The organism is Thioclava sp. GXIMD2076 (assembly GCF_037949795.1).
In the GTDB taxonomy this organism is placed as follows: Bacteria; Pseudomonadota; Alphaproteobacteria; order Rhodobacterales; family Rhodobacteraceae; genus Thioclava; species Thioclava kandeliae.
In genome coordinates this window covers 593,944-620,599 of sequence record NZ_CP149932.1, presented here as the reverse complement: position 1 = coordinate 620,599, position 26,656 = coordinate 593,944, and the positions used below count along the sequence as shown (strand labels likewise).

Genomic DNA, 26,656 nt, shown 5'->3' with positions numbered 1-26,656 from the left:
CTGTAATGTTCTTCCTCGCTGGGGGGCGCGAGGAGAGTGGAATGTTGTTTCTGACGGGATTGGTCGGGCTGCTGGTGGCGGGGGCGGGTGCGGCCTTTGCGGGCGGTTTCCGCACCGATGAGGCCGATGACGAAGAGGATGCACAGGAGATAAGCCCCGTTATGGAGGACAGTCCCCTGACGGAAGCGGGGGACCGGATTATCGGTGGTGGTCCTACGGATGAGGTGATCACGGGCGGCGCAGGCGATGACCAGATCAACGGCTACGGGGGCGATGACAGCCTGACGGGGCGCGCGGGCGATGACCAGCTCTGGGGCGCGGAGGGCGATGATACGCTTCTGGGCGGGACGGGCGATGATACGCTGAGCGGCGAATGGGGCGAGGACTTCCTTGTCGGAGCGGAGGGCGATGATCTTCTGCGGGGCGGAAGTGGCGATGACAGCCTGACGGGCGGGGCGGGCGATGATAGCCTGCAGGGCGGCGAGGGCGCAGACACCCTGTCGGGCGGCGCAGGAGATGATGCGGTGCAGGGCGGGGCGGGCGATGACAGACTGTCTGGCGGTCCGGGCTCGGACGAGCTGGATGGCAATGGCGGCGATGACCTCCTATGGGGCACCAGCGATTTGGAAGAGGATCAGGATACGGGCGATTACCTCAACGGGGGCACGGGAGCCGATACGCTGATTGCAGGACATGGCGATTATCTTTCGGGCGGCGAGGATGGCGATGCCTTCGTGCTGGGGGCATGGCAAGGGGATGCGCCTGCCGTGATTGCCGATTTCGATCCTGCCGAGGACCGCATCGTTGTCGTCTATGACACCGCGCTGGTTGCCGACCCGGAACTCGGATTGGAAGAGGATGACACGGGCGCATGGATCACGCTTGACGGGCAGCGGCTGGCGCAGGTGCACTCCGAAGAGGGCGTGACGCTGGAGGATCTGCAACTGGTCGCGCGCGCGGCGTTCGAGGCGCAGATGACGGCCCAGTAACCGGGTCCGGTGATTGGGGCTTTATTTTTGGTGCGATTCGGTGTAACTGCGCCCATCGCTTCCCTGAGGGAGGCGTGTTCTATGGACCCTGCTGGACGACATCCCGGCTTGTGCCCCAACCCTTAACCAAGGAGATTCCGATGTCGATCACCGTCGAAGACAAGAACGCCCTGATCAAAGAATTCGCAACCAAAGAAGGCGACACCGGTTCGCCCGAAGTGCAAGTTGCGATCCTGACCAAGCGCATCTCGAACCTGACCGAGCACTTCAAAACCCACAAGAAGGACAACCACTCGCGTCGTGGCCTTCTGATGCTGGTTGCTCAGCGCCGTAAGCTGCTGGACTATCTGCGTGGCAAGGAAGAAGCACGTTACCAAGCGCTCATCGCGCGTCTGGGTATCCGTCGCTAAGCGCATCCGCGCATCGTCAGAATAGATCGGGACGCCCGCTGATTTCAGCGGGCGTTTTGTTTTTTCGTCCTATGTAGAATCAATATGTGACAATTTGCCGCTTTTTCGGGCATAATTTTAAAAACACAAATCGTCTAAATCGCGGGTATTTCTGTTCGTTTAGGCTGTTTGTTTCTGTCCATTTGGTCGGTTTGACTTATTTCGAGATAAGCACAATGTGATCCGTCTTTTTTCTTCGTTTTCGGGGCGGTCCGTGCCACAGACCGCACAAACAAAACAGAGGGGGAAATGATGAGTATCGGTATCTGGATCAGTCTCATCGCCTATTTCATCTTGATGCTGGGCATCGGTGTTTACGCCTGGCGCAAGTCCACATCGAATTCCGAGGAATACATGCTGGGTGGCCGCAGCCTGCCGCCCTCGGTCGCCGCCCTTTCGGCGGGCGCCTCGGATATGAGCGGCTGGCTGCTGCTGGGCCTGCCGGGCGCGCTTTATGCCTCGGGTCTCGTCAGCGCATGGATCGGGATCGGTCTGTTCATCGGCGCGCTGTTCAACTGGATCATCGTGGCGCCGCGCCTGCGCGAGCAGACCGAGCGCTATTCCAACAGCCTGACCATTCCGGCCTTCCTGGCTAACCGCTTCCCGTCCTATGCCACCGCGTTGCGGATGGTGTCGGCGGTGATCATCGTGGTGTTCTTCGCGGTCTATACCGCCTCGGGCCTTGTGGGGGGCGGCAAGCTCTATGCCAGCGCCTTTGGCGGTGATTATATGGTGGGCGTCTGCCTGACCTTGGGCATCGTGCTGGTCTACACGGTCATCGGCGGCTTCCTCGCCGTGTCGCTGACCGATTTCGTGCAGGGTTTCATCATGATGCTCGCGCTGATCATCATGCCTGCCGTGATCCTTTATATGGGGCAGGGCAATGGCGTGGATCAGGCAACCGCTCGCCTGTCCGACATGCAGGAAGGCTATCTGTCGCTGACCCATGGCCTGACCGCGATCGGCTGGATTTCGGCGATGGCGTGGGGGCTCGGCTATTTTGGCCAGCCGCATATCATCGTGCGCTTCATGGCGGTGCGCTCGGTCGCCGATGTGCCAAAGGCGCGTAATATCGGCATGGGCTGGATGGCGATCTCGCTTCTTGGCGCGATCGGTGTGGGCATCTTCGGCCGCGCCTATGTCGAGCGTAACGGTATCTCCGTGGAAGATCCCGAGACCATTTTCATCCTCTTGGCGAACCTGCTGTTCCACCCGCTGGTGACCGGCTTCCTCTATGCAGCCCTTCTGGCGGCGATCATGTCGACGGTCTCCTCGCAGCTTCTGGTGGCGGCCTCCTCGATCTCGGAAGATTTCTACCGCATCGTGCTGAACCGCAAGGCGTCCGATCGGGCGCTGGTGAATGTGGGCCGTATCGCGATCGTGCTGGTCGGCGTTGTGGCGATCTGGATCGCGGCGGACCCGAATTCCGAGGTGCTGGGGCTTGTGTCCAACGCATGGGCCGGTTTCGGTGCCGCCTTCGGCCCGCTGGTGATCCTCGCGCTGACCTGGCCGCGGATGAACGGCGCAGGCGCGCTGGCAGGTCTGATCGTGGGGGCGGGCACGGTGATCTTCTGGATCTATTCTGGGCTTGCCGCCTCTACCGGCCTCTACGAGATCATCCCGGGTTTCGTCGCGGCCTTCATCGCCATCATCGTGGTGACGCTGATCACCCGCGATTCCGGCGAGTTCCGCGCGAAATAAGCGCCACATCTCCAACACAGAAAGGCCGCAGCCCCCGCTGCGGCCTTTTTTGTTGCGGGCAATGATTCACGGGAAACGCTAACGGGGCCGTTAACCAAAGAGGTGACGCGATGTCGCACAGTTTGCTTTCCCTGAGCCGCATTTTCCTGTATGAGCCGATGCATCTGAGACGTGACGCCCGAGCCCCCGGGGCACATGCACAGGATAGAGGGGCGGCGGCAATGGGGCCGCCATGCAAACGGGAGCCCACGGGATACGCCTGTGAGGTTTCCAGACAGGATACGCTGAATGTTCAACGTTACTAAAAAATCCATCCAGTGGGGCGAAGAGACCCTGACGCTGGAAACCGGCAAGGTGGCACGTCAGGCCGATGGGACCGTGATCGCCACGCTGGGCGAGACCTCGGTCATGGCCAACGTGACCTTCGCCAAAGCACCGAAGCCGGGTCAAGATTTCTTCCCGCTCACGGTTCACTACCAAGAGAAATACTACGCAGCCGGTAAGATCCCGGGTGGCTTCTTCAAACGCGAAGCACGCCCGACGGAAAAAGAGACGCTGACCGCGCGTCTGATCGACCGTCCCTGCCGCCCGCTCTTCGTTCCGGGCTTCAAGCATGAAGTTCTGGTCATGTGCACCGTGCTCAGCCACGATCTGGTCAACGAGCCCGATATCGTCGCGATGATCGCGGCTTCGGCAGCCCTGACCATCTCGGGCGTGCCCTTCATGGGTCCGATCGCGGCTGCCCGCGTTGGCTTCGTGGATGGGGAATATATCCTCAACCCCGAATGCGAGGACATGACCCAACTGCGCAACAACCCCGAGCAGCGCCTCGATCTGGTTGTCGCCGGCACCAAAGACGCCGTTATGATGGTGGAATCCGAAGCCTACGAGCTGTCGGAAGAAGAAATGCTCGGCGCGGTCAAATTTGGCCATGACGCGATGCAGCCAGTTCTGGACATGATCATCGATCTGGCCGAAGCCTGCGCGAAAGAGCCCTTCGATTTCGTTCCGCCGAACTATGACGAGCTGTATGGCAAGGTCAAAGCTGCTGGCGAGACCCAGATGCGCGCCGCTTTCGCGATCAAGGACAAGCAAGAGCGCACCAATGCGATCTCCGCTGCCGTGACCGCGATCAAGGAAGCGCTGTCGGAAGAAGATCTGGCAGATGCCAATCTCGGCTCGGCCATCAAGAAGCTGGAATCGGGCATTCTGCGCGGTGACATCATCAATGGTGGCGCCCGTATCGACGGCCGCGACAACACCACCGTGCGTCCGATCACCTCGGAAGTGGGCATCCTGCCGCGCACCCATGGTTCGGCGCTGTTCACCCGTGGCGAGACCCAAGGTCTTGTTGTGACCACGCTGGGCACCGGCGATGACGAACAGATCATCGACGCGCTCGAAGGCAACTACCGCTCGAACTTCCTGCTGCATTACAACTTCCCCCCCTATTCGGTGGGCGAGGTTGGCCGCGTGGGCTCGCCCGGCCGTCGTGAAATCGGTCACGGCAAGCTGGCATGGCGCGCGCTGCAAGCGGTGCTGCCGGCTGCGACCGACTTCCCCTACACCATCCGCGTTGTCTCCGAGATCACCGAATCGAACGGGTCTTCCTCGATGGCTTCGGTCTGCGGCGGTTCGCTGTCGATGATGGATGCGGGCGTTCCGCTGAAAGCTCCGGTGGCAGGTGTGGCCATGGGTCTGATCCTCGAAGACGACGGTCGCTATGCGGTCCTCACCGACATCCTCGGTGACGAAGACCACCTGGGCGACATGGACTTCAAGGTGGCGGGCACCGAGAACGGCATCACCTCGCTGCAGATGGACATCAAGGTTGCAGGCATCACGCCCGCGATCATGGAACAGGCTCTGGCACAGGCCAAAGACGGCCGGATGACCATTCTGGGCGAGATGAACAAGGCGCTGTCCACCGGCCGCACCGAGTTCTCCGAGCACGCACCGCGCATCGAGACCATGCAGATCCCGACCGACAAGATCCGTGAAGTGATCGGCTCGGGCGGTAAGGTCATCCGCGAGATCGTGGAAACCTCGGGCGCGAAAGTCGACATCAATGACGACGGCATCATCAAGATCGCCTCGGCCAATGGTGAAGCCATCAAGAAGGCCTATGACATGATCTATTCGATCGTGGCAGAGCCGGAAGAAGGCAAGGTCTACACCGGTAAGGTTGTGAAGCTCGTCGATTTCGGCGCCTTCGTGAACTTCTTCGGCAAGCGTGACGGCCTCGTGCACGTGTCGCAGATCGCCAACAAGCGCCTGAACCACCCGTCGGACATCCTCAAAGAGGGTCAAGAGGTGAAGGTCAAACTGCTTGGCTTCGACGATCGCGGCAAGGTGCGCCTTGGCATGAAGATGGTCGACCAAGAAACCGGCGAAGAAGTCGCGCCGGAGAAGAAAGAAGAAAAAGCAGACTGATCCCAGCGATCTATGCTAAAAACTTTAGTCAGGCGGCCTCCTTGCTGGGGCCGCCTGATTTTTTGAGATGGATGCTGGATGCTGGAAGCCTCAATGCCTGAATTGGACGCTGTTATTTCTTGGGTTGATGGAAATGACCCGAAGCACCTGCGAAAGCGGGCGCAGTTTAGCGAGGATGCTGCAAAAGCACATTCTAAAGGCCTTTTGCCGACACGCTTCCAACAAGTTGGCGAGATCTATTTCTGTATAGCCTCGATCCTGAAATTCTGTCCGGATGTGCGGACGATCTGGCTTGTTACGGATGATCAGACGCCAGAGTTTTTGGGCGATTTTGTCAAAGAGGGCCTCTGTCCACCAGGCAAGATCCGTATCATCGATCACAAGGATATTTTTGCAGGGCATGAGAATTGTCTTCCAACGTTCAATTCGCGCTCCATCGAAGTCATGTTGCACCGCATTCCGGGATTGGCTGAGAAATATATATATCTCAACGACGATTTCTTCCTGACGCGCGAGGTGACGGTTGAGGATTTCTTCAAGGATGGAAAACCCGTTATCCACGCCGATTACGTCTTGCAGCACCGGAAGAGTTTCAAGGTGCGCTGGCGCCGGTTCTTGCGTAAGATCACATTCCGGAAACAACGTGAGAAGACCAATACGCATATCTGCGCGTCTATCTCGGCGCAGCTGGTCGGCGAAAAGACACATACTGTCAATCCGCGTCACCAACCGCATCCCTTGCGCGTGTCCACGCAGCGAAACTTCTATGAGCGGCATCCCGAGATCCTCCGTGCCCAAATGAAATTCCGCTTCCGCAACCATACCCAGTTCCAAGTTGCAGCTTTGGCTTATCTTCTTGAGTTACGGGCAGATCCGGCGCTTACGATCCACAATGAGCGTGTCCATTACGAGGTAGATTGTGGCTGCGGCGAAGGGGCTGACAAGATCAGGGCCAATATGGAGCCGGCGGTAAAATTCCTCTGTGTCCAGAGCTTAGACTGTGCGGCGGAAGATGATCGGGCTGCGGTGATCGACTGGCTCGTCGAGCGCGTCGGCTCGCACTGTCCCGCGGCTGTTTTGCGGCAGAATGGCAGGGCGCCAGATGATATCCGAACCGCAGCACTGCACCGGGAGAGCGCCTGAACCCGCAGACCATGGCGCGATGCGCACCCATTGCGTCCGGAGGTGGAGTATGGGAAGTCGGAACTGTCCCGTTTTTCGATGAAAGCAGAACAAGATGACGAAAATGGCGACCCTTTGGGTTGGTGAATTAGGTCCTATGGAGCGGGCAAGTCTGGCGTCCTTTGCGCGGTTCGATCAGACCGTGACGGTCTTCAGTTACACTCCTCTGGCCGATATGCCCAAAGGGTTCGAGAACCGCGACGCCAACGAGATCCTGCCGACCGAGACGATTTCCTATTACGCCAAGGAAAACAGCCCCTCGCTGCATTCCAACTTCTTCCGCTATCACATGATGGGACGATCCGAGTTCATGTGGGTGGATCTCGATGTGATCGCGCTGCGTCCTTTCGTCTTTGACAGTGAATGGGTCTACGGGCTTCAGCAGCCAGATTCGGTGAATTGTGCCGTAATGCGGGTGCCTTCCGACAGCGCCGTCACGCGCGAGCTGATGCAATACAAGGCGGGGTTCAGAGGAATCCCTCCGCAGGTGACGGGCCTGCGACGCCTGAAATACCAGATCAGAACACTGGGGCGGGGCCTGCCCATCGAGGAATGGATCTGGGGATCGACCGGTCCGCGTGCCTTTACCGCCGCTCTGCGTAACCATGGCGCATTCGAGCGCGCCTTGCCGATCGACGCATTCTATCCCGTCGCGGTGCGGGATGTGCGCCAGTTCATCGAGCCGGGACGTCTGGATGACAGCAGTTTCGGCCCCGATACCTATGGTGTGCATCTGTCGAAAAGTGTGGTCGAGCGCCATGCCAAACGCGATTTCGAGGGAAAGATCCCGTCCGGTAGCTATCTCGATCTGCAGATCGCGAAAGCTCGGGCGCAGGGCTTCCTATAGGGCCGAAAGGGGGCTGTCATGACCAAACCGGTTCTTATCCTCACCATGAAATGGGGCACGCTTTACGGGCCCGAATATGTGAACCGATTGGCGGCAGGGGTGCGCAAACACCTTGGCCGGCCGCATCGCTTCATCTGTTTTACCGATGACGCCACGGGGCTGGACGCATCGGTCGAGGCGCTGCCGCTGCCCGAGCTGGGGCTGGCCAAGGGCAAGACCGACACCCGCTGGCGCAAGCTGGCTTTGTTCCGCGAGGATCTGGCGGGGCTGTCGGGGACGGCGCTGTTTCTCGATCTCGATCAGGTGGTTGTCGGTGCGCTGGAGCCGTTTTTCGAGGTGGAGGGCCCGTTCCGTATTATCCGCGATGACGATCTCTTCCGTCACAAGCCCCTGCGCAAGGTGAATAGCGCACGGGATGCTTTCCTGCATTCGGTCGGCAACAGTTCGGTCTTCCGCTACGAGATCGGGGCGCATAGCTATATTCTCGATGCCTATCTGGCCGATCCCGAGGCCGCGACCCGAGATTACGAGATCAGCCAGCAGTTCCAGTCGGCACAGCTGGCCAAGCACGGGCATCTGGCCTATTGGCCCAAGGGCTGGTGCGTAAGTTTCAAGAATGACTGTGTGCCGCGGGGGCTGAAGAGCTATCTGGCCGATCCCTCGCTCCCCGCAGGTGCGAAGATCGTCTGTTTTGCCGGTAATCCCAAGATGACCGATGCGCTGAACGGGCAGGGGGGGAAATGGTATCGCCGGATCGGCGATGTCTCGTGGCTGAAGCGGGCATGGGAGCAGCCCGATGGCTGAGCCGAACTGGTTCCGCTATCTGAAATGGCGCAGGCGCGTGGCAAAAGCACGGCGCGAGATCGCGTCGCGCACAGGGCAGGGGACACCGCATGGCCTGCCGCACCGGCTTGTCGTGTCGCTTACCAGCTTCCCGCCGCGCTATCCGGCGCTGGTGCTGGTGCTGCGCTCGCTTCTGACCCAGAGCATTACGCCCGATGAGGTGGTGCTCTGGCTGGCCGAGGTCGACGAGACCGCCTTGCCCGACGAGATCCGTGCGCTCGAGGCGAAGGGGCTGACAATCCGCACCTGCGCGGACTGGCGGTCCTACAAAAAGCATATCCCCGCTCTGCTGGCCTATCCGGAGGCGGCCGTCGTTACCTTCGATGACGATGTCTATTATCCGCGCGACTGGCTCGAACGGCTGGTGCGCGCGTCTATCGCCCATCCGGGAGAGGTGATCGCCCATCGGGCGCATCGCTTCACGCTATGCGGCGGGCGGCCCGCACCCTATCTCGACTGGCCTAAAAATATAGGCGAGGCCGGATGCGGGGCGGATATCTTCCTGACCGGTGTGCATGGTGTGCTCTATCCGCCCCGTAGCCTGCATGAGGATGTGACCCGCGAGGATCTGTTTTTGCGGTTGGCGCCGACGGCGGATGATGTCTGGATGTATTGGATGGCGCGGATGCAGGGCACGTTGATCCGCCATGCGGGCGGGCGCACCCGTGTGATCGAATGGCCCGGCACGCAGGAGGTCAGCCTCAAATCGATCAATCGCAGCGATAATTCGCAGGGCAATGACGAGGCGATTGCCGCTATGATGGCCCATTACGGATTGCCCGAGCCGAAATGAAAAAGCCCGCGACAGGCGCGGGCTTTCCGGGGATTACTTCGGCTGTTTGGCGAAGCGCAGATAGGGTAGCTTGATGTCCAGATCGCCGTATTTGGCTTTGGCATCCTCATCCGACACCGACAGAGCCACGATCACGTCCTGACCGGGCACCCAGTTGGCGGGGGTGGCGAAGGGCACGCCATCGGTCGCCTGCACGGCATCGAGCGCGCGCAGGATCTCGGCGAAGTTGCGGCCCACCGACATCGGATAGGTCATGGTCAGGCGGACCTTCTTGTCCGGCCCGATAATATAGACCGTGCGCACGGTCGCCGTGTTGGCGGGGGTGCGGTTGGCCTCGGGCAGGTAGAAATCGGCCGGCAGCATGTCATAGGCTTTCGACACGGTCAGCGAGGTGTCGTCGATGATCGGGAAGCCGGCCTTGGTGCCTGCGAAGCTCTCGATATCATTCTTCCATTTGGTGTGTTCCTCGACCGTATCGACCGAAACACCCAGAACCTTGGTATTGCGCTTGGCCCATTCCTCGGCCAGTTGCGCGACGGCGCCAAATTCGGTCGTGCAGACCGGTGTGAAATCGCGCGGATGCGAGAAGAGAACGACATAGCCGTCGCCGATGAAATCGTGGAATTTGATCTCGCCATCGGTCGAGGGTGCGGTAAAATCGGGGGCGATATCGTTGATGCGCAGTCCCATAAGATCCTCCATCTGAAAATGCTGCCAAAGATATAAGCCTGCCGGAAGGGTTTGCCCAGTGGAGGGCAGGAAAATGCCCCGATTTGTGCGGGTACATTATATTCCGTTTCGGCATACCGGTATGTCATTGTGACGCCTTGCGTCCTCGGGATCTTTGCGACAGGCTGCGCCCCAAACAGGAGTCTGCTTATGATCGAAAAACGTCAGTTTTACATCAATGGCGAATGGGTTGCGCCGCTGGCCCCGCGCGACCACGATGTCATTGACCCGTCCACCGAAGAGGCCTGCGCCGTGATCAGCCTCGGCACGTCCGAGGATGTCGATATCGCGGTGAAGGCCGCCAAGGACGCGCTGCCCGCATGGCGCGCGACCCCGCCTGCCGAGCGCATCGCCTATGTCGAGCGCCTGCTCGAGGTCTATAAATCCCGCCAGCAGGAGATGGCCGAGGCGATCAGCCTCGAGATGGGCGCGCCCATCGATCTGGCCTTCGCCTCGCAGGCCGGTGCCGGGATCAGCCATATCACCAACTGTCTGACGGCCGCCAAATCCTTCGAATGGCTGCATCCGCTGGGCGATGGCACGCCGGGCGCGATGATCGGCTACCAGCCGATCGGTGTCGTGGGGCTGATCACGCCGTGGAACTGGCCGATGAATCAGGTCACGCTGAAGGTGGCCCCCGCGCTTGTGGCCGGCTGCACGATGGTGCTCAAACCCTCCGAAGAGGCGCCGCTCAGTTCGATGCTCTTTGCCGAGTTTATCCACGAGGCCGGTATTCCGGCGGGCGTGTTCAACCTCGTGAATGGCGACGGTATGGGCGTGGGCTCCGCGCTGTCGGGCCATGTCGATATCGAGATGATCTCCTTTACCGGCTCGACCCGCGCAGGCCGTGCGATCTCCAAGAATGCCGCTGAGACGCTCAAGCGCGTGGCGCTTGAGCTGGGTGGCAAGGGCGCGAACCTTGTGTTTGCCGATGCCGATGACAAGGCCGTGGAACGTGGCGTGAAGCACATGTTCAACAATTCGGGCCAAAGCTGCAACGCGCCCTCGCGGATGCTGGTCGAGCGTTCGATCTATCCGCAGGCGCTCGAGATCGCCAAGAAGGTTGCGGACGAGACCAAGGTCGGCAGCCCGCGCGAGCATGGCAAACATATCGGTCCGGTGATCAACAAGTCGCAATATGACAAGATCCAGGGGCTGATCGAGAAGGGCATTGCCGAGGGCGCGACCCTTCTAGCTGGTGGTCCGGGTCTGCCCGAGGGCGTGAACCGTGGCTATTTCGTCCGCCCGACGATCTTTGCCGATTGCACGCCGGATATGACCATCATGCGCGAGGAAATCTTCGGGCCCGTGCTGTCGATCATGCCCTTCGATACGGAAGAAGAGGCTGTGCAAGTGGCCAATGACACCGAATACGGTCTGACCAACTATGCCCAGACCCAAGATCCTGCGCGTCTGCGCCGGATGGCCACGCAGCTTCAGGCCGGTATGGTCGAGCTGAACGGCCAGTCGCGTGGCGCGGGCTCGCCCTTTGGGGGCGTGAAAGCATCGGGCCGCGCGCGTGAAGGTGGTCGTTGGGGCATTGAAGAGTTCTGCGATGTGATCGCGATCTCGGGTTATGCTGCCGAATAACCGGGCCGGATAAATACCTAAGTAAAAAAGCCGGAGCGTGAGGCTCCGGCTTTTTTCGTCAGGCGGGTTTGACTTGCGCCACGGCCTCGAGCAGCGCATCCGCGATGAACTCGAGATCGGGTTGCGTTAGCCTAGCGGGCAGGCGGATGTCGCAGGCGCGCATCAGCATGGCGCGGGTCTTGGGCAGATCGGGTAGGTCGGTCAGAAACTGCCAGTTCCAGAAGGCGCGCGCATTATCGGTGGACAGTCCGAAGACCGAGACCGACACGCCCTGCGCCTTGGCCTCGGCCTGGAAGGCGCGGGCCTCCTCGTCGCTCCAGTCGCCAGATAACAGGAATTGCAGCGAATCCGGCGCGCGGGTTTCGGGCGGCAGGGCAGGTGGCACCGAGAGCCAGCGGCTCTCGCCCAGACGCTCTGCCACATGGTCATGGTTGCGCAGACCGTCCGCCGCACGGCGGCTGATCTCGCCCAGCTGCGGCAGCAGGATCGCCGCTGAAAGGTTCTGCATCCGGCAGTTATAAAGCGGCAGCCGGTTCTGCCAAGCCTCGCAGCGCGCGGTCAGGCCCGGGTGCTTTTTCCAGTTATGCTCGTAGGCGCCCGACATGATGATGGCACGCGCCGCCAGTTCGGGATCATCGGTGATCATCACCCCGCCTTCGCCCGCATTCAGCAGCTTGTAGCTCTGGAAGGAGAAACAGCCGATACGACCGATGGTGCCGATCTTGCGGCCATGCCATGTGGTGCCAAGACTATGGGCGGCATCCTCGATCACCGGCAGGCCACGGGCCCCGGCCTCGTCCATGATCATATCCATATCGGAGGTATGGCCGCGCATATGGCTGATCAGCACGGCATCGGCCCCCTCCAGCTTGGCGCGGAAATCCAGAGGGTCGATCCGCAGGCTGTCATCGACCTCCACCAGAACCGGCACACAGCCCGCATGGACAATCGCGGAAGGTACGGCGGCAAAGGTGAAGGCCGGCACCAGAACCCGCGCACCTGCCGGCAGGTCCAGCGCCTTCATCGCCAGAAACAGCGCCTGCGAGCAGCTGGAGACGGCGATGGCGTAGCTGACCCCCATATGGGCGGCAAACTCCGCCTCCAGCCGCGCAACGGGCGCGTCCTCGGAGGTATAGCGGAAGAGATCGCCGGTGCTCAGCAGGCGCTCTATTTCGACGCGGGCCGCCTCGGGGATCGGCTCGGCATCGTAGCAGTTTGGGGCGATCCGTGCATCGCGTGGCATGAGACTCTCCTGACACAATTTGCAGCTTCATTGCCCCGGCAGTATGCTAAGGGCGCGTGAAACTAATGTGTCAACAGATAGGCCTGCTTACAACCCTAAGCGGTCGCGCATCGCATACCACGTCATGGCCGCCGCCAGAAGCGGGCTGCGCAGCAGCGCGCCGCCGGGGAATTTGGGCACATCGAGCGAGGCGAAAAGATCGAACTTCTCGGCCTGACCGCTGATGGCTTCGGCCATGATCCGCCCCGCCAGAACGCCCATCGCTACCCCGTGCCCGGAAAACCCCGAGGCCGAGAGGATATTGTCTCCCGCCGGCCGGATGAAGGCTGGCATGCGGTTCATGGTGATGGCCAGCGTGCCGCCCCAAGCGTAATCGATCCTCACATCCTTGAGCGAGGGATAGATCTCCAGCATCGGTTTGCGCACGGTCTTCACGATATCGGGGAAGCGGTAGCCATAGCTCTCGCCCCCGCCGAACAGCAGCCGGTTGTCTTCCGACAGTCGCCAGTAATTGACCACGAATTTGGTGTCGGCCACGGCCACGTTCTCGCGCAGCACCTCGGCGGTGCGGGTGCCCAGCGGCTCGGTCGCGACGATGAAATTGTTGATCGGCATGACGCGGGCCGCGACCTTGGGCTTGAGATCGCCCAGATAGCCGTTGCAGGCCAGCACCAGATAGCTTGCCTTCAGCACGCCATTATCGGTGGTGATGGTGACCTCGGGGCCGGTCTCGACCTTCTGCACATGGCTTTCCTCGTAAAGCACCGCCCCCGCCTTCTCGGCGGCCAGCGCCAGCCCCTGCGCGAAGTTCAGCGGATGCAGATGCCCTGCGCCACGGTCGATATCGCCGCCCTTGTAGCGGTCTGAGGGAAGGATCTCGTGCAGCTCTTCCCTGGAAAGCGGCTCGACCAGATTATAGCCGTAATCGCGGGCCAGTTTCTCGGCCATGTGATGCGAGTGCCGGACCTCGTGCTTGTTCAGGCAGGCATGCACGATCCCCTCATGGAAGGTGACCGGAATGTCATGCGAGGCGATCAGGCATTTGATCAGCCCCTTGGCCTCCTGCCCGAACTCCCAGAGCCTGTGGGCCATCTCGCGCCCGTAGCGCAATTCCAGCTCGTCCTGCTCGAGCCGCTGGCCGGAGCCGACCTGCCCGCCATTGCGCCCTGAGGCGCCAAAGCCTATCCGATGTGCCTCGAGAAGCCTGACCGAATAGCCGCGCTGCGCCAGATGCAGCGCGGTCGAAAGCCCCGTGAACCCGCCCCCGATGATCGCCACATCCGCGCGCGCCTCGCCCGTAAGGCTGGGGCGGCGTTTGTCGGAATAGGCGGTGGCGGCATAGTAGCTAGGCGCATGCTCGCCGGTGGTATCATTGGCAAAGAGCAGATTCATCGGGTCTCCGTCTTACACGTTGAGCAGCAGGTGCTCGCGCTCCCACGGGCTGATGACCTGTAGGAACTCTTTGTATTCGTTTCGCTTGACCGCTTCATAGACCACGCAGAACTGTTCGCCCAGCACATCGCGGATCGGATCGTGACCGGCCAGAAGATCCAGTGCATCGCCCAGGTTGGCGGGCAGCTCGTCCGTGCCGGAATAGGCGTCGCCCAGATATTCGGGGCGCGGCATCTGCTTTTCCTTCATGCCCAGATAGGCGCAGGCAAGCGTTGCCGCAAGCCCCAGATAGGGGTTGCAATCCATTCCCGCCAGCCGGTTTTCGATCCGCCGCGCCGCAGGGCTCGAGATCGGCACGCGCAGGCCCGTGGTGCGGTTGTCGCGGCCCCATTCGAGGTTGATGGGGGCGGCAAAATCCGGAATGTAGCGGCGGTAGCTGTTCACATAGGGCGCAAGCAGCCCGATCACCGCAGGCAGGTGGCGCTGGAGCCCGCCGATACAATGCAGGAAGGTCTCGGTTTCGGCGCCATTGGCATCCGAGAAAATATTGTCGCCGTTCTCGTCGATCACCGACTGGTGGATATGCATCGCCGATCCCGGCTCGCCCTCGATGGGCTTGGCCATGAAGGTGGCGAAACAGTCATGGCGCAGCGCGGCCTCGCGGATCATCCGTTTGAAGAAGAAGATCTGGTCGGCCAGCTGGATCGGGTCGCCATGGGCGAGGTTGATCTCGATCTGGCCCGCGCCGCCTTCCTGCAGGATACCGTCGATCTCGAAGCCCTGCATCTCGGCGAAATCGTAGATATCGTCGATCACCTTGCCGTATTCATCCACAGCCGACATCGAATAGGCCTGTTTGGCGGCCGCGCGCCGCCCCGTGCGGCCCATCGGCGGGATGATCGGCTGGTTGGGGTCGGTATTGCGGGCCACGAGGAAGAATTCCATCTCGGGCGCGACGATCGGCGTCCAGCCCTCGGCCTTATAGAGGTCCACCACGCGTTTGAGCACGTTGCGCGGTGCGATCGGCACCAGATTACCCGCCTGATCCTTCACGTCATGGATGACCTGCATCGTCCAGTCCGCAGTCCAGGGGGCGGCGGTGGCGGTCGAGAAATCGGGTTCGAGGATCATATCCGGCTCGGTGAAGGCCCCCGCGGGGTTATCGGTCCATTCGCCGGTGATGGTCTGCAGGAAGATCGAGTTCGGCAGGTAGAAATGCGATTGATGCGCGAATTTCGACGCGGGCATGGCTTTGCCGCGCGCCACGCCTGCGATATCGGGCACGATACATTCGACCTCGTCGAGCCGCCGGTCAACGAGGTAATCCTGCGCCGCCTGCGGGCATTTCTTGATCCAGTCGCTCATGCGGTTTTCCTTTCAGCGGCAAGGAACATCCGCGCGATACGCTCGCCGATCACGTTTGATGTCTTGCGTTCAGTCAGTTTTGTTTCGGCGGCATCGATCAGCGCATTCGGGATCGGGCCGCCGCGGCGGGTGGCCAGCATGTCGCCGATCAGGGCGTCGTCGAATTCGGGATGTGGCTGGATGGTGAAGATGTGATTGCCTTTCACCATCGCGCCATAGCGGCAGAAATCATTGCCGCCCACACAGTCGAAGCCCTCGGGCATCTGCGTGACCTGATCCTGATGCCAGGCGTTGAGCACCATCGGCTGGCCGTCGATAGTGTAGTTCTGCGCGCCCACGGCCCAACCGCCCTTGAATTTCTCGACATGGCCGCCGAGCGCCTGTGCGATAATCTGGTGGCCGAAGCAGATGCCGGCCATCGGCACCTCCGCCTTGGCCACTGCGCGGATAAAGGCCTCGAGCGGCGGGATGAAGGCGTGGTCTTCATAGGCGCCATGTTTGGACCCGCTCAGGATCCAGCCTTCGCATTCATCGGGCCTGGCAGGTATTTCGCCTTTTTCGTCAACGTCATAGATGCGGTAGGTGAAGCCGTGTCCGGAGAGAAGTCGCTGGAACATGTCCGAATACTGGCCATGTTTTTCGCGGAGCGGCTCGGCCATGGGGCCAAGCTTGAGGATGCCGATCAGCATATAGAAACCATTCTTTGAGGCGAGATCGCCGATGACAGGAGCCTAGTGCTGCATGCCCCGCGCGACAAGGGGGTCCGGGCGGGGGAGACCGGAGGCACGAGAAGACCCTTTCTATTACCGTCAGGCGCGTTACTTTCCGCCCATGCTGAGAATCACCGACACCATCTCGATCGCCGATTGGGAGATCACCGAAAGCTTCACCCGCTCGCAGGGGCCGGGGGGGCAGAATGTGAACAAGGTCTCGACCGCGGTCGAGTTGCGGTTCGAGGCCGAGCGCTCCCCGCATCTGCCCGCGCCGGTGAAGACGCGGCTGCGTCAGCTTGCCGGACGACGCTGGACGCAGGACGGCGCGCTGCTGATCCGCTGCGAGGAAACCCGCTCGCAGGCGCGCAACCGCGAACTGGCACGCGAGCGGTTGGCCGAGCTGATCGTGGCGGCGACCCATCGCCCCAAACGCCGGATCGCCACCAAGCCCACCAAGGGCAGCCAGCGGCGCCGGCTGAAGGCCAAGACGATCAGGGGCGAGGTGAAATCATTACGTGGAAAGGTGGATGGCGATGACTGAGGCAGTTGTTCTCGAGCGGCGGGACGGCCCTTGGGGCTGGGACGCGGCTGGCGCGCGCTATCTTTGTGCCGATGGCGGCGAGGCGGGCGCGCCCGATCCCGAGGTGATGGCGTTCCTTCAGTCGCGGCTTGCGGCACTTTCCGCGCCACAGGTGGCCGTCCATGACGACCGGATCGTGCTGGTCTTCGACACCTCCGACACCGCGGGGCGCGCGCGTGACGCGCTTGCGGGGCATCTGATCCTGCTGGCGGAGTGTGAGGAGAACCGGTTGCCGGTCCGTCCGGGTGCGGGGTTCTCGCGGCAGAATGCGGCGCTTCTGGTCGAGATGCTGTCGGAGGTGATGTTGGATCTCTCGCCCTCCGCCCCCATGTGGTAGGGGACCGCTCTGTGCCCCCGACAAAGGATCAAGGATGATACGCCGACTGCTGGATGTGATGCAGAGCCTGCTGGGCCGCCGTCCACCTGCGCTGCAGGTGGCCGCGCTATGCACCCGCAAGACGGGCGAGGCTACGGAGGTGCTCTTGATCACCTCGCGCGGCACGGGGCGCTGGGTCACGCCCAAGGGCTGGCCGATGCGCGGGCGCTCGCTCTCGGGGGCTGCGGCGCAGGAAGCCTGGGAAGAGGCGGGTGCGACGGGCCGGATCTCCGAACGGCCCGTCGGGTATTTCAACTATGACAAGGCGCTCGAGAGCGGGCTGGCCATCTCGGTGGATGTGGCGGTCTTTCATATGGGCAAGGCAGAGCTTTCGGAGGACTATCCCGAAAAGGGCCAGCGCCGGCGCCGCTGGTTCAGCCCCGAAGACGCTGCAAAAGCCGTTGCAGAAGAGGGTCTGGCAGACATAATTCTGTCATTGCAGCCCATCAAACGTTGATCTTTAAACGCGTCCCGCTTATGGCCGCCACCGGATGTAACAGTTTTGTGGCGGATTCATGTCGACGGAAGATCAGAACGGCAAGCCGGTGAACCAGTGGAAAACGCTCGACCGCGACCTGAAGCGGATCGGGCGGCTGGAATATGGTGCGCAGCACCTTTCCCGTAGTCTTGTGGCGCCCGGCATCGCGCTGGCCTTCATTGGTCTGGCCGGTCTTATGGCCGCGCTTCTGATGGGCGCAGGTCCGGGGCAGGGTGTCGTGGTGATCGGGGCGGCGATCGGCGCCTATATGGCGCTCAATATCGGCGCCAATGACGTGGCCAACAATATGGGCCCTGCCGTGGGCTCCAAGGCGCTGCCGATGCTGGGTGCATTGGTGATCGCGGCCGTCTGCGAGACTGCGGGTGCTCTGCTGGCGGGGGGCGATGTGGTCAAGACCGTGGCCACCGGCATCGTGGACCCCTTCGCGCTGCAGGACCCCGCAAAATATATCTGGGTAATGATGGCTGCCGCGCTGGCTGCGGCCCTCTGGCTGAACCTTGCCACATGGATCGGTGCGCCGGTGTCGACCACCCATTCCATTGTGGGCGGCGTGTTCGGGGCGGGCGCGCTGGCGGCGGGTTTCCATGCGATCGAGTGGTCGATGCTGGGCCAGATCGCGGCCAGCTGGGTGATCGCGCCCGTGCTGGGCGGGGCGATTGCGGCGAGTTTCCTTGCGGTGATCCGTCGCCAGATGCTGGATGTGGAGGACCGTATCGGCGCCGCGCGGCGCTGGGTGCCGGTCTGGAACGGGATCATGGGTGGCACGTTCGGCGCCTATATCCTGTTCAAGGGGCTCAAGCATGTGTTCCCGATCCCGCTCGGCGCGGCCTGTCTGATCGGCCTGTGCTTCGGTATCCTGTGCTGGCTGGTCAGCGTGCCACTGATCAAGCGCAAATCGCAGGGGCTGGAAAACCGTAAGAAGTCGGTGAAGACGCTGTTCTCGCTGCCGCTGATCGTGGCTGCCGCCCTTTTGTCCTTTGCCCATGGCGCCAATGATGTGGCCAATGCGGTCGGTCCGCTCGCGGCCATCGTGCATGTGGCCGAGGTGGGCTCGATCACGGATTCCGTGGGCCTGCCGCTCTGGGTGCTCTTGGTGGGCGCGATGGGGATCTCCTTCGGTCTGTTGCTGTTCGGGCCGCGCCTGATCAAGCTGGTGGGCTCCGAGATTACCAAACTCAACACCGTGCGCGCCTTCTGCGTGGCGCTCTCGGCGGCGATTACGGTGATCGTGGCCAGCTGGCTGGGGCTGCCGGTCAGCTCGACCCATATCGCCGTGGGCGGTATCTTCGGCGTGGGCTTCTACCGCGAATTCCACGCCCAACGCCGCGCGTCCCGTCCGGGCGCCATCCAGAAAGGCAAGCCCGTGCCGCCCGAGGAGCGCAAGCGTCGCCTGCTGGTGCGCCGGTCGCATATCCTGCAGGTGGCCGCCGCATGGGTCATTACCGTGCCCTTCTCGGCCTTCCTCGCGATGGCGATTTACTATCTCCTGACGCTGGTGGCCTGAGCTTCGAGGCTGCGGACAACAAAAAAGACGCAAGCGGGTTGCTTGCGTCTTTTTCATGTGCGGGACCTGTTATTCAGGAGACCTGACAGGGGTCAGGCCAGCGTCGCATGCAGCGCCGTCACGCCAAGCGCGGCCTGGGCGGCCTCACGGCCCTTCTGCACGAAATGCTCCTTGTAGATCCGGTTATGGTGATCGGTTTCCTGATAGTGATGCGGCGTCAGCGACACCGACAGCACCGGAACGCCGGTGTCCAATCCTGCTTTCATAAGGCCATCGACCACGGCCTGCGCCACGAAATCATGGCGATAGATGCCGCCATCGACGACAAAGGCCGAGCAGGCAATCGCCGTATAGCGGCCGGTCGCGGCAAGCTTCTTGGCCACCAGCGGCAGCTCGAAGGCGCCGGGGACGTCAAAGACATCGACCTGATCCGCGGGGATCAGCTCGCAGAAGCCTTTATAGGCCTGATCAACGATATCGGCATGCCACTGGGCTTTGACGAAGGCGTAACGGGTGGGTGTCATCTGGATCTCCTTTCGCAACAACACGTCACCCAAGGCGATCACATGCCATACCGCCCGCAGGCGGGAGTTGGCACATTCTCTTCCATCCGGACTATGACCGTCGGCCCGGGCCTCTCACCCGATCTGCTGACCCCTCATGTGGAGGGCGCTCGCGGGCTTGCAGTCATCCTGCTTACCGCCGGTGGGGAATTCCGCCCCGCCCTGAGAACCGCGCGAAACTGGCGCGTTTTCAGGGCAGGTGCAAGAGGCGGGGATAGGGCAATTTTGCACAGCTCCCATGCAGTTCGGGCCCTTAGACGATTACCTCGCGCGCAACCTGTCCGGTGGCCCCGAAGACGCGGCGGTAGCGCTCGATCTCGGATTGCGGGCCCATTGCCTTGTTGGGGTTATCCGACAGCTTGACCGTAGGGTGACCATTGGCCGAGATCGCCTTGCAAACAAGGCTGAAAGGCTCGAGCCGGCCATCGGGTTCGAAGCCGCGGAAATCATTGGTCAAGAGCGTGCCCCAGCCGAAGCTGCATTTGACCCGCCCATGGAACTGCGCATGCAGCGCCTTGATCTCTTCGACATCCAGCCCGTCGGAGAAGATCACCAGTTTCTCGCGCGGATCCTCGCCACGCGCTTCCCACCATTTGATCGCTTTCTCCGCCAGGGGCGCTGGATCGCCGCTATCGATACGGATACCGGTCCAGCCGGCGAGCCAGTCGGGCGCGTCATTGAGGAATCCTTCGGTGCCATAGGTGTCGGGTAGGATGATGCGCAGATTGCCTTCATGCTCCTCGTGCCAGTCGGCCAACACCTTGTAGGGCGCTTGCTTGAGCGCCTCGTCATTCTCGGCCAGCGCGGCATAGACCATCGGCAATTCATGCGCATTGGTGCCCACGGCCTCGATATCGCGGCGCATGGCGATCAGGCAGTTGGAGGTGCCGGTAAAGGCCCCGCCATTGGCGCTATCACCCAAGCCCTCCAGCATTGCCTGCACGCACCAGTCCTGCCAGAGGTGGCTATGGCGGCGGCGGGTGCCGAAATCGGCGATCTTGAGGCCCTCGAGCTCTTTGAGGACGTTGATCTTTTCCCAGATGCGGGTCATCGCGCGAGCATAGAGCACCTGCAGCTCGAAGCGGCGCATCTGGTTGACTACCGCGCGCGAGCGCAGCTCCATCAGGATGGCAAGGGCAGGGATCTCCCAAAGCATGACCTCATGCCATTTGCCTTCGAAGGTCAGCTCGTATTGACCATCCTTCACCTGCAAATCGTATTCGGGCAGCTGGTAGTTATCGAACCACTCCATGAAATCAGAGCGGAACATCTGGCGTTTGCCATAGAAGGTATTGCCGCGCAGCCATGTGCTTTCCCCGCGCGAGAGCTTCAGCGAGCGGGCATAATCGAGCTGCATCCGCAGGACATTCTCGTCGATCATCTCGGCCAGACGGATATCCTTGGAGCGGTTGATCAGCGAGAACCGCACCACCGTATCGGGGCTGTTGCGGAAGATCGACTGGCACATCAGGAGTTTATAGAAATCGGTATCGATCAGCGAGCGGATGATCGGATCGATCTTCCACTTGTGGTTATAGACGCGTGTCGCGATGTCGACCATGGCTGGCCCCTCCCTCTCGTTGCGGGGACTAAACCTATAAATCAGGCACTTGGCAAGGGCAGAGCCCTTGTCTTCTCCGCTCAGATAAGGCGGATGCCGGCCGCGTCCATCTTGGTCAGTGCCGCCTCGAGCGACCCGTCCAGATCGATGCCACGGCAGGCAGAGCGTTTGACAGCAACCTTATAGCCCAGCTTCACCGCATCGAGTGCGGACCACGCCACACAGAAATCGAGCGCGAGACCGCAGAAGGTGAGATCCGTCACACCGCGCTCGCGCAGATAGCCATGCAGCCCCGTGGGCGTGGTCTGGTCATTCTCGAAGAAGGCCGAATAGCTGTCGATTGCGGGGCGGAATCCCTTGCGCAGCACCAGATCGGCGGGATCTGTCGCCAGTTCGGGGTGGAAGGCCGCTCCGTCTGTCCCCTGCACACAGTGGTCCGGCCAGAGCACCTGCGGACCGTAGGGCATCTGGGTGAGGGAATAGGGATCGGCCCCGTGGTTCGAGGCAAAGGATTGATGGTCGGCCGGATGCCAGTCCTGCGTCAGCACTGTCACCTCATGGCGGCCCATCAGCGCATTGATCTCGCCCACGATCAGGTTGCCCTCGGCCACAGCGAGCTTTCCGCCCGGACAGAAATCGTTCTGCATGTCGATGACGATAAGGGCGGTGGTCATGGGCAGCTCCTGTTGTAACGGGCTCACGCTAGGCGGGCAACGAGGAAGGGTCAACCGACGACGCAAAGCTGTGGCGGGAATACCGATTATATCGGACTTGCCTGACGGGCACCCGAAGCAGTAAACGCAGGCCCATGTATATCGTAGCCGCACTCTACCACTTCACCCGATTCGATGATCTGGCCGCTATCCGCGGCCCGCTCCTGGCGCTTGCGCAGGAGGCTGGCGTCAAGGGCACGCTTTTGCTGGCGCATGAGGGGATCAATGGCACCATTGCAGGCCCGCGTGAAGGGATCGATGCAGTGCTGGCCCATGTGCGCGCCTTGCCCGGTTGTGCCGGCCTCGATTGGAAGGAAAGCACGGCCGAGGACGAGCCCTTCCTGCGCATGAAGGTGAAGCTGAAGAAAGAGATCGTGACGATGGGCCAGCCGGATGTGGATCCGACGGCCTCTGTGGGCAATTATTGCACGCCCGAGGAGTGGAACGAGCTTATTCAGGCCCCCGATGTGGTAGTGATCGATACGCGTAACGATTACGAGGTCGATATCGGCACGTTCAAGGGGGCCGTGGACCCCAAGACCAAGACCTTCCGCGATTTCCCGAAATGGTGGGAAGAGAACCGTGAGCGCTTCCACAACAAGCGCGTGGCGATGTTTTGCACCGGCGGTATCCGCTGCGAGAAATCCACCAACTACCTGATCGGGCAGGGTGTGGAGGATGTCTATCACCTCAAGGGCGGCATCCTGAAATATCTCGAGGAGATGCCCAAGGAAGAGAGCCTCTGGGAAGGGGATTGTTTTGTCTTTGACGGGCGTGTGGCGCTGACCCACGGGCTCGATCAGGGCAAGCACCGCGAGGTCTGCCATGCCTGCCGCCGTCCGCTGGCCCCCGAGGACAGGCAGCGCCCTGAATTCGAGCAGGGTGTGCAGTGCCATCATTGCGTGGGCGAATATTCCGAGGAAGACCGCGCCCGTTTCCGCGAGCGCGAGCATCAGATCCAGCTGGCGAAAGCCCGTGGCGAGCGTCATATCGGGCGTGATGAGACGGGTGTGATGTAACCTCGCGTTTAGGATGCGTTTGCAGGGTTGCAAATCGGCGTGGCTCGGGTAGTTTAGAATTATTCTAAACTTGAGGGCCGCGCCTATGTTTTCCTTCCTTGGCAACCGCCGCCGTTTTTCCGATCTCAACGAACAGGAAATCCTCGCATTGGCGATTTCGTCCGAGGAGGATGATGCGCGGATCTACCGCCAGTTCGCCGAGCATCTGCGTGCCGAATTTCCGTCCTCCGCCAAGGTCTTCGACGGTATGGCGCTGGAGGAGGACGAGCATCGCCGCCGCCTGATCGAGGCACATCAGGCCCGCTTCGGTGATGTGATCCCTTTGGTGCGGCGCGAGTTCGTGGCGGGGTTCTATGCCCGCAAGCCGGTCTGGATGGCCGAGACCATGTCGCTGGAGGCCATGCGCGGCGAGGCCGCCGCGATGGAACGGCAGGCCGAACGGTTCTATGTGGCGGCCGCCGCGCGGGCGACGGATGCAGCGACCCGCAAGCTTCTGGGCGATCTGGCCGCAGCCGAGGCAGGTCATGAAGCGACCGCCGAACATCTGATGGAAGAGCACCTCACACCGGATGCCCGCGAGGAAGAGGATCGCGCGGCGCATCGCCAGTTCGTGCTGACATGGGTGCAGCCCGGTCTTGCGGGTCTGATGGATGGCTCGGTCTCGACGCTGGCACCGATCTTTGCCACAGCCTTTGCCACCCAGGACCCCAAGACCACGCTGCTGGTGGGGCTTGCTGCCTCGGTAGGCGCGGGGATCTCGATGGGCTTCACGGAGGCCGCCCATGATGACGGGGTGATCTCGGGCCGTGGTTCGCCGCTGAAACGTGGTCTCGCCTCGGGGGTGATGACCGCGCTGGGCGGGCTTGGCCATGCGCTGCCCTATCTCATCCCCGATTTCTGGACGGCGACGATCATCGCGATGGTGGTGGTGTTCGTCGAACTCTGGGCCATCGCATGGATCCAGAACCGCTATATGGAAACCCCCTTCCTGCGTGCGGTCTTCCAGGTCGTGCTGGGCGGGGCGCTGGTCTTTGCCGCGGGCGTGTTGATCGGCGGCGGTTGAGAGCGCTGCAAAAACGAGCAGTGCGGGGCTATTTGAGTACGCTCACGGAGCCCGCGCTGGCCCTTTCAAAAAAGCCGTGCTAGCGGATTTTCTATGTTCGATATCTTCCTGCAATTGCTTCCGTTTTTTGCCCTGATCGCGCTTGGCTGGTTTGCCGGTAAGGTCGGGTTCTTCCCGCCTGCGGCCACGGCCTATCTCACGAAGTTTATCTTCTTCTTCCCGCTCTCCGCGATGCTGTTCGATTTCACCTCCGGTCTGGAGATCAGCCATGTGTTTCAGGGCCGTTTCATGGCGGCCTATTTCACCGGCTCGCTCTGTATCTGGCTGATGGCTTTTGCGGTGGCCAAGTTCCGTGGCGAGGCCACGGATATGTCGGCGATGGAAGCCCAGACGGCAATGATCGGCAATACCGGCTTTCTGGGTGTGCCGATGCTGGCCGCTGTGCTCGGCCCGCAGGCGGTGGCGCCGATCATCATGGTGCTTTGCGTCGATCTTATCGTGTTCTCGGTGCTGTTCACGGTGGTCCTGAGCGCCGCCCGCACAGGACGGGTGGCAGTCGCGCCGATTGCCTTGGGGATCGTGAAGAATCCGATGATCGGCTCAATGGCGCTGGGGCTCCTGTGGTCGGCTTGCGGCATTCCCATGCCGGCATGGCTGTCGGAGACGGTCAAGATGCTGGCCGCTGCCGCCACGCCCGGCGCGCTTTTTGCTATCGGCGCGAGCCTTGCGGCGCTGACGCTCAACCGGCTGGGGCCGGCTTCGTGGCTTTCGGTCTGCAAACTGTCACTCCATCCGGGCATCGTCGCGCTTTCGGCGTTTTTCGTCTATGGTGTCGACCGGTTCGATGCGGGGGTGATGGTGGCCACCGCGTCCTTGCCTGTCGCGGGAAATGTCTACATGCTGGCGCAGAACTACAATGTCGGCGCGCCACGGGTCTCTGCGGCGATCTTCGTGTCGACTGCCGCCAGTATTCTAACGCTGCCAGTCATCCTGCACTGGATCCAATAACGAGAGGGCATCATGCGCATTATTTCCGAAAACCGCTGCTTCGAGGGCGTTCAGGGCGTCTATGCGCATGATGCCAAGTCCACCGGCACCGAGATGACCTTTGGTCTGTTCCTGCCCGAAGAGGCCGAGGATGGCCCCGTGCCGCTTCTGTGGTATCTCTCGGGGCTGACCTGCACCCATGAGAACGCGATGACCAAAGCGGGCGCGCAGGCATGGGCGGCGGAGCATGGTGTGGGGCTTGTCTTCCCCGATACCTCGCCGCGCGGCGAGGGCGTGGCCAATGACGAGGCCTATGATCTGGGGCAGGGCGCGGGCTTCTATGTGAACGCGACGCAAGACCCTTGGGCCAAGCATTTCCGCATGTGGGATTATGTCGCCGAGGAGCTTCCCGCGCTGCTGATGTCGGAATTTGCCATCGACCCCGATCGCCAGTCGGTCACCGGCCATTCGATGGGCGGGCATGGGGCGCTGACCATGGCGATGCGCCTGCCGGGCCGCTTCCGCTCGGTTTCGGCCTTTGCGCCCATCGCGCAGCCCACCCAGAGCGACTGGGGCCGCAAGCAGCTGGGCGCCTATCTCGGCGCGGATGAGGGCGCGTGGCTCGAGCATGACAGTACCCATCTGATGACGGAGCTGGGCTTTGACGGCCCTGTTCTGGTGGATCAGGGCGCCTCCGACCAGTTCCTCGATCTGCTGCGCCCCGAGGCGCTGGCGGGTGCCATGATGGGGCGCCGTCAGGAAGGCACCTTCCGTATGCAGAAGGGCTATGACCACAGCTATTTCTTCGTCCAGAGTCTCATGGCCGATCATCTGGCCTTCCATGCCGAGGCACTGTGGAAATGATCGAAGCCGTTGTTTTCGACATCGGGAACGTGCTTCTCGAATGGCAGCCCGAGCGGCATTTCGACACGTTCATGGACGCCCAAGACCGCAAGCGTCTGTTTGCGGAGGTCGATCTGCATGCGATGAATGATGCAGTCGACAAGGGCGGCAACCTTCCCGATCTCTGCGCGGCGCTGGCGGAGGCGCATCCCGAATGGCGCGAGCAGATCCTGCGCTGGAATGCCGACTGGCTACAGATGGCCTCGCCCGCAATCCCGCATTCCGTGCGGCTCCTGCGGGCGCTCAGGGCCAAGGGCATTCCGGTCTTCGCGCTGTCGAATTTCGGAATCGGAACCTTCGCGATGGCCGAGGGCAAATACGATTTCCTGCAGGAGTTCGATCGCCGCTATATTTCGGGCCACATGGGCGTGATCAAGCCCGATCCCGAGATCTACCGGATGCTCGAGGCGGATTGTGGCGTGGCCCCCGAGGCGCTTCTCTTTGCCGATGACCGCGCCGATAATATCCAGGCTGCTGAAGCGCGCGGGTGGAAGGGGCATCTCTTCACTACGCCAGAGGCTTGGGCCGACAGGCTGGTGGCCGAAGGGCTTTTGACACCCGAAGAGGCGATCTAACGCGAAACGGCACCCGCAAGGGTGCCGCCCGTCATTTGCAGCAC

Annotated in this window: 26 protein-coding genes and 1 riboswitch; of the genes, 18 read left to right on the top strand and 8 right to left on the bottom strand. The window is 61.7% G+C overall.

Going from position 1 to position 26,656, the window contains the following annotated elements:
- Window positions 1-41: 41 nt before the first annotated feature.
- The 8 genes from WDB91_RS03090 to WDB91_RS03055 all read left to right on the top strand — a co-directional run bounded on the left by WDB91_RS03090 (window position 42) and on the right by WDB91_RS03055 (window position 9,237).
- The gene (locus WDB91_RS03090) at window positions 42-989 is read left to right on the top strand and encodes a calcium-binding protein (RefSeq protein ID WP_339113708.1); all 948 of its coding nucleotides are present in this window, start codon (window positions 42-44) and stop codon (window positions 987-989) included.
- Between the two features lie 140 nt (window positions 990-1,129).
- Window positions 1,130-1,399, top strand: coding sequence for a 30S ribosomal protein S15 (gene rpsO / locus WDB91_RS03085; protein WP_339113707.1), 270 nt, complete (start codon window positions 1,130-1,132; stop codon window positions 1,397-1,399).
- A 288-nt stretch (window positions 1,400-1,687) separates the two neighbouring features.
- Window positions 1,688-3,139 (top strand): sodium/proline symporter PutP, encoded by a 1,452-nt coding sequence (gene putP / locus WDB91_RS03080; protein WP_339113706.1) that lies wholly within the window; start codon window positions 1,688-1,690, stop codon window positions 3,137-3,139.
- Between the two features lie 288 nt (window positions 3,140-3,427).
- The gene (gene pnp, locus WDB91_RS03075) at window positions 3,428-5,572 is read left to right on the top strand and encodes a polyribonucleotide nucleotidyltransferase (RefSeq protein ID WP_339113705.1); all 2,145 of its coding nucleotides are present in this window, start codon (window positions 3,428-3,430) and stop codon (window positions 5,570-5,572) included.
- Window positions 5,573-5,650: 78 nt separating this feature from the next.
- Window positions 5,651-6,715, top strand: coding sequence for a stealth family protein (locus WDB91_RS03070; protein ID WP_339113704.1), 1,065 nt, complete (start codon window positions 5,651-5,653; stop codon window positions 6,713-6,715).
- Window positions 6,716-6,818: 103 nt separating this feature from the next.
- On the top strand, window positions 6,819-7,601 hold the full coding sequence (locus WDB91_RS03065) for a hypothetical protein (RefSeq protein ID WP_339113703.1): 783 nt from the start codon (window positions 6,819-6,821) through the stop codon (window positions 7,599-7,601).
- 18 nt (window positions 7,602-7,619) lie between these two features.
- On the top strand, window positions 7,620-8,405 hold the full coding sequence (locus tag WDB91_RS03060) for a hypothetical protein (RefSeq protein WP_339113702.1): 786 nt from the start codon (window positions 7,620-7,622) through the stop codon (window positions 8,403-8,405).
- Window positions 8,398-9,237 carry a glycosyltransferase family A protein gene (locus tag WDB91_RS03055; RefSeq protein WP_339113701.1) on the top strand — a complete coding sequence of 280 codons (840 nt, stop codon included), beginning with the start codon at window positions 8,398-8,400 and terminating at the stop codon, window positions 9,235-9,237. Before WDB91_RS03060 ends, WDB91_RS03055 begins: the two co-directional genes overlap by 8 nt.
- A 33-nt stretch (window positions 9,238-9,270) precedes the next feature.
- Here the strand turns inward: WDB91_RS03055 and WDB91_RS03050 are convergent, their stop codons facing one another.
- Window positions 9,271-9,927, bottom strand: a complete 657-nt coding sequence (locus WDB91_RS03050; RefSeq protein ID WP_339113700.1) for a peroxiredoxin — start codon at window positions 9,925-9,927, stop codon at window positions 9,271-9,273.
- Window positions 9,928-10,116: 189 nt separating this feature from the next.
- Between WDB91_RS03050 and WDB91_RS03045 the strand changes: the two genes are divergently transcribed.
- Window positions 10,117-11,556 (top strand): aldehyde dehydrogenase family protein, encoded by a 1,440-nt coding sequence (locus tag WDB91_RS03045; RefSeq protein WP_339113699.1) that lies wholly within the window; start codon window positions 10,117-10,119, stop codon window positions 11,554-11,556.
- Window positions 11,557-11,614: 58 nt separating this feature from the next.
- On the opposite strand, the gene WDB91_RS03040 is transcribed toward WDB91_RS03045, so the two are convergent.
- The 4 genes from WDB91_RS03040 to WDB91_RS03025 form a co-directional block, all read right to left on the bottom strand.
- Window positions 11,615-12,799 carry an aminotransferase class I/II-fold pyridoxal phosphate-dependent enzyme gene (locus WDB91_RS03040; RefSeq protein WP_339113698.1) on the bottom strand — a complete coding sequence of 395 codons (1,185 nt, stop codon included), beginning with the start codon at window positions 12,797-12,799 and terminating at the stop codon, window positions 11,615-11,617.
- Between the two features lie 87 nt (window positions 12,800-12,886).
- Entirely contained in the window at window positions 12,887-14,191 is a 1,305-nt protein-coding gene (locus tag WDB91_RS03035) for an FAD-binding oxidoreductase (protein ID WP_339113697.1), read from the bottom strand.
- A 12-nt stretch (window positions 14,192-14,203) separates the two neighbouring features.
- Entirely contained in the window at window positions 14,204-15,556 is a 1,353-nt protein-coding gene (locus WDB91_RS03030) for a glutamine synthetase family protein (RefSeq protein ID WP_339113696.1), read from the bottom strand.
- Window positions 15,553-16,245 (bottom strand): type 1 glutamine amidotransferase, encoded by a 693-nt coding sequence (locus WDB91_RS03025; RefSeq protein ID WP_339113695.1) that lies wholly within the window; start codon window positions 16,243-16,245, stop codon window positions 15,553-15,555. Before WDB91_RS03025 ends, WDB91_RS03030 begins: the two co-directional genes overlap by 4 nt.
- 142 nt (window positions 16,246-16,387) lie before the next feature.
- Here WDB91_RS03025 and arfB point away from each other — a divergent pair, with 142 nt between their 5' ends.
- From arfB to WDB91_RS03005, 4 genes are read left to right on the top strand one after another with little or no spacing between them, the layout of a single operon-like run.
- A complete protein-coding gene (arfB, locus tag WDB91_RS03020; RefSeq protein WP_339113694.1) occupies window positions 16,388-16,810 on the top strand; it encodes an alternative ribosome rescue aminoacyl-tRNA hydrolase ArfB in 423 nt (140 codons plus the stop codon).
- Window positions 16,803-17,186 (top strand): hypothetical protein, encoded by a 384-nt coding sequence (locus WDB91_RS03015; RefSeq protein ID WP_339113693.1) that lies wholly within the window; start codon window positions 16,803-16,805, stop codon window positions 17,184-17,186. The genes arfB and WDB91_RS03015 overlap by 8 nt, the downstream gene beginning before the upstream one ends.
- A gap of 34 nt (window positions 17,187-17,220) precedes the next feature.
- The gene (locus WDB91_RS03010; RefSeq protein ID WP_339113692.1) at window positions 17,221-17,682 is read left to right on the top strand and encodes an NUDIX hydrolase; all 462 of its coding nucleotides are present in this window, start codon (window positions 17,221-17,223) and stop codon (window positions 17,680-17,682) included.
- Window positions 17,683-17,740: 58 nt separating this feature from the next.
- The gene (locus WDB91_RS03005; RefSeq protein ID WP_339113691.1) at window positions 17,741-19,228 is read left to right on the top strand and encodes an inorganic phosphate transporter; all 1,488 of its coding nucleotides are present in this window, start codon (window positions 17,741-17,743) and stop codon (window positions 19,226-19,228) included.
- A 92-nt stretch (window positions 19,229-19,320) separates the two neighbouring features.
- On the opposite strand, the gene WDB91_RS03000 is transcribed toward WDB91_RS03005, so the two are convergent.
- From WDB91_RS03000 to pncA, 3 genes are all read right to left on the bottom strand, one after another.
- A complete protein-coding gene (locus tag WDB91_RS03000; RefSeq protein ID WP_339113690.1) occupies window positions 19,321-19,752 on the bottom strand; it encodes a 6,7-dimethyl-8-ribityllumazine synthase in 432 nt (143 codons plus the stop codon).
- Window positions 19,753-19,822: 70 nt separating this feature from the next.
- Window positions 19,823-19,965: riboswitch (FMN riboswitch) on the bottom strand.
- Between the two features lie 79 nt (window positions 19,966-20,044).
- Window positions 20,045-21,352, bottom strand: a complete 1,308-nt coding sequence (gene pncB / locus WDB91_RS02995; RefSeq protein WP_339113689.1) for a nicotinate phosphoribosyltransferase — start codon at window positions 21,350-21,352, stop codon at window positions 20,045-20,047.
- A gap of 80 nt (window positions 21,353-21,432) precedes the next feature.
- On the bottom strand, window positions 21,433-22,026 hold the full coding sequence (gene pncA / locus WDB91_RS02990; protein ID WP_339113688.1) for a bifunctional nicotinamidase/pyrazinamidase: 594 nt from the start codon (window positions 22,024-22,026) through the stop codon (window positions 21,433-21,435).
- A gap of 134 nt (window positions 22,027-22,160) precedes the next feature.
- Here pncA and WDB91_RS02985 point away from each other — a divergent pair, with 134 nt between their 5' ends.
- The 5 genes from WDB91_RS02985 to WDB91_RS02965 all read left to right on the top strand — a co-directional run bounded on the left by WDB91_RS02985 (window position 22,161) and on the right by WDB91_RS02965 (window position 26,612).
- Window positions 22,161-23,084, top strand: coding sequence for a rhodanese-related sulfurtransferase (locus WDB91_RS02985; protein ID WP_339113687.1), 924 nt, complete (start codon window positions 22,161-22,163; stop codon window positions 23,082-23,084).
- An 85-nt stretch (window positions 23,085-23,169) separates the two neighbouring features.
- A complete protein-coding gene (mbfA, locus tag WDB91_RS02980) occupies window positions 23,170-24,147 on the top strand; it encodes an iron exporter MbfA (protein ID WP_339113686.1) in 978 nt (325 codons plus the stop codon).
- Window positions 24,148-24,240: 93 nt separating this feature from the next.
- Window positions 24,241-25,155, top strand: coding sequence for an AEC family transporter (locus tag WDB91_RS02975; protein ID WP_339113685.1), 915 nt, complete (start codon window positions 24,241-24,243; stop codon window positions 25,153-25,155).
- 12 nt (window positions 25,156-25,167) lie between these two features.
- Window positions 25,168-25,998, top strand: a complete 831-nt coding sequence (gene fghA, locus WDB91_RS02970; protein ID WP_339113684.1) for an S-formylglutathione hydrolase — start codon at window positions 25,168-25,170, stop codon at window positions 25,996-25,998.
- A complete protein-coding gene (locus WDB91_RS02965; RefSeq protein ID WP_339113683.1) occupies window positions 25,995-26,612 on the top strand; it encodes an HAD family phosphatase in 618 nt (205 codons plus the stop codon). Before fghA ends, WDB91_RS02965 begins: the two co-directional genes overlap by 4 nt.
- Window positions 26,613-26,656 lie beyond the last annotated feature (44 nt).

Excerpts from the sequence above, each read along its gene's own strand:
- WDB91_RS03035 (WP_339113697.1), bottom strand. The coding sequence starts at position 14,191 with ATGAATCTGCTCTTTGCCAATGATACCACCGGCGAGCATGCGCCTAGC.
- WDB91_RS03000 (WP_339113690.1), bottom strand. The coding sequence starts at position 19,752 with ATGACACCCACCCGTTACGCCTTCGTCAAAGCCCAGTGGCATGCCGAT.
- WDB91_RS03065 (WP_339113703.1), top strand. The coding sequence starts at position 6,819 with ATGGCGACCCTTTGGGTTGGTGAATTAGGTCCTATGGAGCGGGCAAGT.
- WDB91_RS03040 (WP_339113698.1), bottom strand. The coding sequence starts at position 12,799 with ATGCCACGCGATGCACGGATCGCCCCAAACTGCTACGATGCCGAGCCG.
- WDB91_RS03010 (WP_339113692.1), top strand. The coding sequence starts at position 17,221 with ATGATACGCCGACTGCTGGATGTGATGCAGAGCCTGCTGGGCCGCCGT.
- pnp (WP_339113705.1), top strand. The coding sequence starts at position 3,428 with ATGTTCAACGTTACTAAAAAATCCATCCAGTGGGGCGAAGAGACCCTG.
- WDB91_RS03025 (WP_339113695.1), bottom strand. The coding sequence starts at position 16,245 with ATGCTGATCGGCATCCTCAAGCTTGGCCCCATGGCCGAGCCGCTCCGC.
- pncB (WP_339113689.1), bottom strand. The coding sequence starts at position 21,352 with ATGGTCGACATCGCGACACGCGTCTATAACCACAAGTGGAAGATCGAT.
- WDB91_RS02975 (WP_339113685.1), top strand. The coding sequence starts at position 24,241 with ATGTTCGATATCTTCCTGCAATTGCTTCCGTTTTTTGCCCTGATCGCG.
- mbfA (WP_339113686.1), top strand. The coding sequence starts at position 23,170 with ATGTTTTCCTTCCTTGGCAACCGCCGCCGTTTTTCCGATCTCAACGAA.
- rpsO (WP_339113707.1), top strand. The coding sequence starts at position 1,130 with ATGTCGATCACCGTCGAAGACAAGAACGCCCTGATCAAAGAATTCGCA.
- WDB91_RS03015 (WP_339113693.1), top strand. The coding sequence starts at position 16,803 with ATGACTGAGGCAGTTGTTCTCGAGCGGCGGGACGGCCCTTGGGGCTGG.
- WDB91_RS03050 (WP_339113700.1), bottom strand. The coding sequence starts at position 9,927 with ATGGGACTGCGCATCAACGATATCGCCCCCGATTTTACCGCACCCTCG.
- WDB91_RS02985 (WP_339113687.1), top strand. The coding sequence starts at position 22,161 with ATGTATATCGTAGCCGCACTCTACCACTTCACCCGATTCGATGATCTG.
- WDB91_RS03055 (WP_339113701.1), top strand. The coding sequence starts at position 8,398 with ATGGCTGAGCCGAACTGGTTCCGCTATCTGAAATGGCGCAGGCGCGTG.
- WDB91_RS02965 (WP_339113683.1), top strand. The coding sequence starts at position 25,995 with ATGATCGAAGCCGTTGTTTTCGACATCGGGAACGTGCTTCTCGAATGG.
- WDB91_RS03005 (WP_339113691.1), top strand. The coding sequence starts at position 17,741 with ATGTCGACGGAAGATCAGAACGGCAAGCCGGTGAACCAGTGGAAAACG.
- pncA (WP_339113688.1), bottom strand. The coding sequence starts at position 22,026 with ATGACCACCGCCCTTATCGTCATCGACATGCAGAACGATTTCTGTCCG.
- WDB91_RS03060 (WP_339113702.1), top strand. The coding sequence starts at position 7,620 with ATGACCAAACCGGTTCTTATCCTCACCATGAAATGGGGCACGCTTTAC.
- WDB91_RS03070 (WP_339113704.1), top strand. The coding sequence starts at position 5,651 with ATGCTGGAAGCCTCAATGCCTGAATTGGACGCTGTTATTTCTTGGGTT.
- WDB91_RS03045 (WP_339113699.1), top strand. The coding sequence starts at position 10,117 with ATGATCGAAAAACGTCAGTTTTACATCAATGGCGAATGGGTTGCGCCG.
- fghA (WP_339113684.1), top strand. The coding sequence starts at position 25,168 with ATGCGCATTATTTCCGAAAACCGCTGCTTCGAGGGCGTTCAGGGCGTC.
- WDB91_RS03090 (WP_339113708.1), top strand. The coding sequence starts at position 42 with ATGTTGTTTCTGACGGGATTGGTCGGGCTGCTGGTGGCGGGGGCGGGT.
- WDB91_RS03030 (WP_339113696.1), bottom strand. The coding sequence starts at position 15,556 with ATGAGCGACTGGATCAAGAAATGCCCGCAGGCGGCGCAGGATTACCTC.
- putP (WP_339113706.1), top strand. The coding sequence starts at position 1,688 with ATGATGAGTATCGGTATCTGGATCAGTCTCATCGCCTATTTCATCTTG.
- arfB (WP_339113694.1), top strand. The coding sequence starts at position 16,388 with ATGCTGAGAATCACCGACACCATCTCGATCGCCGATTGGGAGATCACC.